Annotated in this window: 7 protein-coding genes; 6 read left to right on the top strand and 1 reads right to left on the bottom strand. The window is 65.2% G+C overall.

Translation table 11 applies throughout. The features are described 5' to 3' along the window. The 5 genes from EOA60_RS20515 to EOA60_RS20495 all read left to right on the top strand — a co-directional run. Positions 1 to 997 (top strand): NAD(P)H-dependent glycerol-3-phosphate dehydrogenase (locus tag EOA60_RS20515; protein ID WP_245502589.1); only part of this gene is annotated, 997 nt, incomplete at its 5' end. 17 nt (positions 998 to 1014) lie between these two features. Continuing rightward, positions 1015 to 1311: a YciI-like protein gene (locus tag EOA60_RS20510; RefSeq protein WP_066998315.1), complete on the top strand. Its 297-nt coding sequence runs from the start codon at positions 1015 to 1017 to the stop codon at positions 1309 to 1311. Between the two features lie 103 nt (positions 1312 to 1414). Further along, on the top strand, positions 1415 to 1840 hold the full coding sequence (locus EOA60_RS20505; RefSeq protein ID WP_127335692.1) for an EVE domain-containing protein: 426 nt from the start codon (positions 1415 to 1417) through the stop codon (positions 1838 to 1840). Next, positions 1837 to 2508: a methyltransferase gene (locus tag EOA60_RS20500; RefSeq protein WP_095826267.1), complete on the top strand. Its 672-nt coding sequence runs from the start codon at positions 1837 to 1839 to the stop codon at positions 2506 to 2508. The genes EOA60_RS20505 and EOA60_RS20500 overlap by 4 nt, the downstream gene beginning before the upstream one ends. 50 nt (positions 2509 to 2558) lie before the next feature. Then, positions 2559 to 2984, top strand: a complete 426-nt coding sequence (locus EOA60_RS20495; protein WP_095826268.1) for a DUF1761 domain-containing protein — start codon at positions 2559 to 2561, stop codon at positions 2982 to 2984. Positions 2985 to 3056: 72 nt separating this feature from the next. Here the strand turns inward: EOA60_RS20495 and gcvA are convergent, their stop codons facing one another. Further along, entirely contained in the window at positions 3057 to 3983 is a 927-nt protein-coding gene (gcvA, locus tag EOA60_RS20490) for a transcriptional regulator GcvA (protein WP_067322978.1), read from the bottom strand. A gap of 131 nt (positions 3984 to 4114) precedes the next feature. On the opposite strand from gcvA, the gene EOA60_RS20485 reads away from it, so the two are divergent. Further along, positions 4115 to 4372, top strand: coding sequence for a hypothetical protein (locus tag EOA60_RS20485; RefSeq protein ID WP_095826269.1), 258 nt, complete (start codon positions 4115 to 4117; stop codon positions 4370 to 4372). The last annotated feature ends 27 nt before the right edge of the window (positions 4373 to 4399 follow it).

Here is a 4399-nt window from a genome sequence, read left to right as displayed (position 1 = left end):
GGCCAAGGCGCCCAGCGGCTGGCGCGTAGCGGTGCTTGGCGGCGGCGCCTGGGGCACGGCGCTGGCGCTCGCCATGCTGCGCGCCGGCCATTTTGTCCGCCTCTATGCCCGCGATCCCGACACCGTCGCCGCGATCGACCGTGGCGAAAACCCGCACTATCTGCCCGGCATCGCGATCGAGCCCGGCATCGTCGCCACCAGCGATATCGCTGCTGCGCTCGACGGTGCGAATTGCGTGCTGGCGGTAACGCCCGCGCAATCGCTGCGCGTGGTGCTGACCGCCGCCGCCGGCCATGTGCCATCCGGCGTGCCGCTCGTCCTCTGTGCCAAGGGGATCGAGCGCGACACCGGCGCGCTGCTGTCCTCGATCGTCGAGGAAAACCTGCCCGACAATCCGGTCGCAGCACTTTCCGGCCCGAGCTTCGCCAGCGATGTCGCGCGCGGCCTGCCGACGGCCGTGGTGGTGGCCGGCCGCGACGGAGAACTGGCGGCCGATCTCGCCGCCCGCTTCTCGGCCGAGAACCTGCGCTGCTATTCCAGCGACGATCTCATCGGCGTCGAGATCGGCGGCGCGCTGAAGAACGTCTTCGCCATTGCTGCCGGCGCCGTCACCGGAGCCAAGCTTGGCGCCAGCGCCCAGGCCGCCATGGTGACGCGCGGCTTCGTCGAGCTGCGCCGCATCGGCGCCGCCTTCGGCGCCAGGCCGGAGACGCTGATGGGGCTCTCCGGCCTCGGCGACCTGCTGCTCACCTGTTCCTCGGCGCAGTCGCGCAACTTCGCCTATGGCCTGGCGCTCGGCCAAGGCAAGGAGCTCACCGGCCTGCCGCTCGCCGAGGGTGTGCCGACGGCCGGCATTGCCGCCCGCATCGCCGCCGAGCGCGGCATCGAGGCGCCGATCATTGCCGCGGTCGCCGCCATCCTCGATGGCAAGGTGACCATCGGCCAGGCTGTGACGGCGCTGATGACGCGGCCGCTCAAAACCGAAACCGACATCTGAAGCCTCGGAGTTGAAACATGCTGTTTGCGTTGATTTGCAAGGACAAGCCCGGCAGCTTGCAGCTGCGCGCCGACACAAGGCCGGCGCATGCGGCGTTCCTGGAAGGCCTGATCAGCGAAGGAAGACTTGCCTTTGCAGGTCCCTTCCTCGACGCTGCCGGCAAGCCTGACGGAAGCCTGGTGATGATCGAGGCGCCCGACATGGCCGGCGCGCAAGCCCTGGCGGCCGCCGACCCTTATGCCAAGGCCGGCCTGTTCGAAAGCGTCGAAATCCGTCCATGGAACTGGGTCTTCCAGAAGCCTGCCGCCGCGTGACCGGTCGCTGGCGCTCCCGCTCCCCGCGAGTACGGGGAAACGATAAGGAAGAGCGCCAAGGCTTCAATCGTGGCGAACCGACAATGGCAAGGGAACAACTGAGATGAACTACTGGCTGTTCAAGTCCGAACCTTCGGTCTTTTCCTTCGAGGCGCTGAAGGCGAAGGGCAAGGCCGGCACGCAGTGGGACGGCGTGCGCAACTACGCCGCGCGCAACAACATGAAAGCCATGCAGATCGGCGATCTCGGTTTTTTCTACCATTCCAATGAAGGCCTCGACATCGTCGGCATCGCCGAGGTTTGCGCGCTTGTCCACCCCGACTCCACCACCGACGATCCACGCTGGGAATGCGTCGACATCCGCGCCTGCAAGGACGTGCCGAAGCCGGTGACGCTGGAACAGGTCAAGGCCAATCCGAAGCTGGCCGACATGGCGCTGGTGCGGCTTGGCCGGCTTTCCGTGCAGCCGGTGACGCCGGCAGAGTGGAAAGAAGTCTGCCGCATGGCCGGCCTCGACCCGGCACCGTGACCAGACTCACTCCGAAAAACGCAAGGACATTCATCCTCGACAATACGGCGCTGATGGCGCCGCCGCACGTGCCGGAAGTGCTGCTGCACCTGGCTGACGAGGCGCACGACCTCTGGCTGCGCACCGAGGAGGAGCTGGCCGAGATCGGCCTGCCGCCGCCCTTCTGGGCTTTCGCCTGGGCCGGCGGCCAGGGCCTTGCCCGCTATGTGCTCGACCATCCGGCGACGTTGCAGGGCAAACGCGTGCTCGACTTCGCTTCCGGCTCCGGCATGGTCGCCATCGCTGCCTTGAAGGCCGGCGCGGCTGAACTGACCGCGGCCGATATCGATCCCTTTTGCGCGACGGTTATCGCCCTCAACCTGGAAGCCAATGGCGTGAAGGCCGATTTCCTGGATGCGGACTCCATCGGCACGGATGACGGCTGGGACGTCGTCTTGGCCGGCGATGTCTTCTACGACAAGCCTTTGGCGGAGAGGTTGACGCCGTGGTTCACAAGCCTCAACGCGCGCGGCGCCGACATCCTCGTCGGCGATCCCGGGCGCGCCTATCTGCCGAAGACCGGACTGCGATCGCTCGCCGTCTACCAGGTGCCGGTGACGCGCGTGCTGGAGGATGCCGAGGTCAAGCGCACGACCGTGTGGCGATGGGTTTCCGCCGCTTCGGCTTGACGCAGCCGGCGAACAGGGATTCCATCGCTCATCTTTCGGGAGGGAATTCTATGGATTTCTCAACGGTGAACTGGCTGGCGGTGATCGCCGCAGCCGTCGTGGCGTGGCTGTTCGGTGCCGCCTGGTACATGGGCCTGAGCAGGCCCTGGCTGAAGGCGGCAAAGCTCGATCCGGCGACGATGAAGCGCTTGGCCGTTCCGTTCATCGTCAGCTTCGTCGCCGAGCTCGTCATGGCGCTGGTCATGACGCTGGTGGTCGGCGCGATGACCGGCGGCGAGCCCAACCCGCTCGCCGGCGTGATCTTCGGCTTTGTGCTCTGGTTTGGCTTCGTCGCCACCACGTTGTCGGTCAACCACCGCTATCAGGGCTTTGGCTGGGACCTCACGCTGATCGATGCCGGCCATTGGCTCGGCGTGCTGCTCATCATCGGCGCCGTGATCGGTTGGTTCGGCGCGCCGGCCGCGCCGGCAGGCTAGAGCAATTCCAGGAAGTGAAACGGTTCCGTCGGAATTGCGCCCGATAAACAGAGAGAGCGGTCCGGAGCGTCGCTAACCCGCGTCTGCGTCTTTCGTGACTTCGTCGAGAAGCCATTCGCGGAAGGCGACGATGCGCGCGTCGTCCTTCATCGCTTCCGGATAAACCAGGAAATAGGCGAACTCCGGCGCGACCTTGATGCCGAGTTCGAAGGGCCGGATCAGCCGCCCTTGCGAAAGGTCGTTGGCCACCATGGCGAAGTCGGCAAGCGCCACCGCATTGCCGTCGAGCGCCGCCTGCGCGGCGTCGGCCGAGGACCCGAAGACAAGGGTGCGGCTGTCGTCGAAATCTTCGACCCCTGCCGCGTGCATCCACATGCTCCAGTTCGGCCAAGTGACGCCCTGCCGTGACCATTCGATATGCGCCAGCGTATGGTGGAAGAGATCGCGCGGCTCCTTCAGCGGCGGGCCTGAGGCGAGCAGCGCCGGGCTGCAGACGGGGATGATGATGTTCTCGAACAGCCGGTGCGCGCAGAGCCCGGGATATTTGCCGCTGCCGAAACGAATGCCGATATCGACATCGTCCCGCTCGAAATCCCTGACTTCATAGGTAATATCGAAGCGCAACTCGACGCCCGGCTTCTGCCGGCGGAAACCGTCGACGCGCCGCATTAGCCACTTGGTTGCGAACTGCGCGTCGAGCGTCACTTTCAGCAGCGCCGTGCCTCTCGTCATTTTGCGCGCGCGGGTAACGGCGCGGCCAAGCAGGTCAAGCGCATCGACCGAAGCTTCGAACAGAACGTTTCCCGCTTCGGTCAGCCGCATGGTGCGGCTGGTGCGCGTGAACAGCACGAGGTCGAGCTGATCCTCTATTTCCTTGATCTGGTGGCTGACCGCCGCCGGCGTCAGGCCAAGCTCGTCCGCGGCACGGGTGAAATTGAGGTGCCTCGCCGCTGCCTCGAACGTCCTCAACGCACGCGTTCCGGGCAGCAAGCGGGCCATCCCAATCTCCAAACAAAACTTGATGATCGGACAAGAACTACTCGTTTCCCGTTTGTTTTTCAATCCGGCAAGATGGCTGCATCGATAAACCATCAAACCGGATTTGATATCCGGAGAACACGGATAGCGCCATGACCGAGATCGTCCTGAAGTCCCACGCCGCCCGGAAATCCGACTCCGGCATCACACTTTGGCTGCGTTCGGCGTTCGATTGGCTGCGCCAGGCCCGGGTCGCCGCTCGGCTTTCCGACGAATCCGTCGAGGATCTCTCCGATTGCCAGCTGCGCGACATCGGCGTCGAGCGCAGGGACGTCGCAAAGGCAATGAACCGGGAGCTTGGCCGGATCGGATTGCTCGATGCGGGTTGGCAGCAGCCTAAGCGGCACTAAAGGAAAAAGGGGAGTAGGGGAGTAGGT

The organism is Mesorhizobium sp. M1A.F.Ca.IN.020.06.1.1 (assembly GCF_004023265.1).
Classification (GTDB): Bacteria; Pseudomonadota; Alphaproteobacteria; order Rhizobiales; family Rhizobiaceae; genus Mesorhizobium.
This window is presented reverse-complemented; position numbering and strand designations above follow the sequence as displayed.

Excerpts from the sequence above, each read along its gene's own strand:
- EOA60_RS20510 (WP_066998315.1), top strand. The coding sequence starts at position 1,015 with ATGCTGTTTGCGTTGATTTGCAAGGACAAGCCCGGCAGCTTGCAGCTG.
- EOA60_RS20505 (WP_127335692.1), top strand. The coding sequence starts at position 1,415 with ATGAACTACTGGCTGTTCAAGTCCGAACCTTCGGTCTTTTCCTTCGAG.
- EOA60_RS20495 (WP_095826268.1), top strand. The coding sequence starts at position 2,559 with ATGGATTTCTCAACGGTGAACTGGCTGGCGGTGATCGCCGCAGCCGTC.
- gcvA (WP_067322978.1), bottom strand. The coding sequence starts at position 3,983 with ATGGCCCGCTTGCTGCCCGGAACGCGTGCGTTGAGGACGTTCGAGGCA.
- EOA60_RS20485 (WP_095826269.1), top strand. The coding sequence starts at position 4,115 with ATGACCGAGATCGTCCTGAAGTCCCACGCCGCCCGGAAATCCGACTCC.